The sequence below is a fragment of the Allobosea massiliensis genome (genome assembly GCF_042655245.1).
GTDB classification, from domain to species: Bacteria; Pseudomonadota; Alphaproteobacteria; order Rhizobiales; family Beijerinckiaceae; genus Allobosea; species Allobosea massiliensis.
Genome location: NZ_JBHSLU010000125.1, coordinates 1 through 1384 on the forward strand (window position 1 = coordinate 1; position 1384 = coordinate 1384).

The 1384-nt window shown below is 64.2% G+C and carries 1 protein-coding gene; it reads left to right on the forward strand.

What is annotated here, in order from left to right:
- The first annotated feature begins 283 nt into the window (after positions 1-283).
- The gene (locus tag ACFPN9_RS26820; protein WP_067254688.1) at positions 284-1366 is read left to right on the forward strand and encodes an IS110 family RNA-guided transposase; all 1083 of its coding nucleotides are present in this window, start codon (positions 284-286) and stop codon (positions 1364-1366) included.
- Positions 1367-1384 lie beyond the last annotated feature (18 nt).

Sequence of the window (1384 nt, forward strand, 5' to 3'; positions counted from 1 at the left end):
AGTAAATAGATCGAGGCCAGTTCCCGGGCGGCCTGTCTCAAACACAGATCGACCGTTTGGTAGGCTGGCGCCGTGAGGTGCCCGGTGCGGTCTGACCCGCACTCCGATCGACCCGCCAGTGTCTTTCCCTGGACCTGTCGGCCGCCCGGGAACGCCTTGCGGTGAGGGCTCGCCTCGCCGTTGCCTGTGACCCGAGAAGGGCCTGACCATCCGGTCACGTTACTGTCCTGTCCATGCAGCCGGTGCTGGCGAAGCCGTTTGGTGATCGAGCCAGGAGGACAGCATGGCCATTGAGGACGATGCGAAGGCCCGCGCGGTGGTCGGCGGCGTGGACACGCACAAGGATCTGCACGTCGCAGCCGTCGTCGATGAGCAGGATCGCGTTCTCGAGACGCGATCGTTCGCCACCACGCGGCAGGGGTATCGACAGATGCTCGCCTGGATGCGGTCCTTCGGCGACCTCCAGCGCATCGGCGTCGAGTCGACCGGCAGCTATGGCGCGGGCCTGTTGCGCTTCATGCAGCAGGCCGGTGTAACCGTTCTGGAGGTGACGGCTCCCGATCGGCAAGATCGCCGGAAGCGCGGCAAGAACGATGATCTCGACGCGCAGAATGCCGCGCACGCCGCCTTTGCAGGTAATCGAACCGTCACGCCGCGCAGCCGCGATGGAATGATCGAAGCGCTGCGTGTCCTTGTCGCCTGCCGCAAGACGGCGGTGACGGCGCGACGGATTGCGCTGCAGATGATCCACAACACGATCGTCGCGGCGCCAGACGGACTGCGCGATCTGCTGCGCGACATGACCCGAATGCAGCTCGTTCGAACTCTGGCTGCATGGCGCCCTGATCTGACGAGCTACCGCGAGATCGAGGCTGCTTATCGGATAGCGCTCAAATCGCTTGCCCGCCGATATCTCGAACTGCACGACGAGATCGCGGACCTCGATACCATGATCGCCGCCATCGTCGACGAGCTGGCGCCCAATCTCGTGACGCGCAACTCGATCGGTCACACCGGCGCCGCACAGCTGTTGCTCACCGCCGGCGGCAATCCCGACCGCATGCGATCAGAAGCCAGCTTCGCCGCCCTCTGCGGCGTCAGTCCTGTTCCCGCATCTTCCGGCAAGACGGTCCGACATCGCCTGAACCGTGGCGGCGATCGCGCAGCCAACAGCGCGTTGCACATCATCGCCATCGGGAGATTGCGCACCGACCAGAAGACGAAGGATTACGTCGCTCGCCGCGTCGCCGAGGGTCATTCCAAGCTCGACGCCATACGGGCTATCAAGCGCTACCTTGCTCGCGAGGTCTTCGCCCTCATCATGCAGCGCCAGAAGGAAATCAACGCGACACGTATCGCTGCTTGACAAACAGAAGGGCGTCCA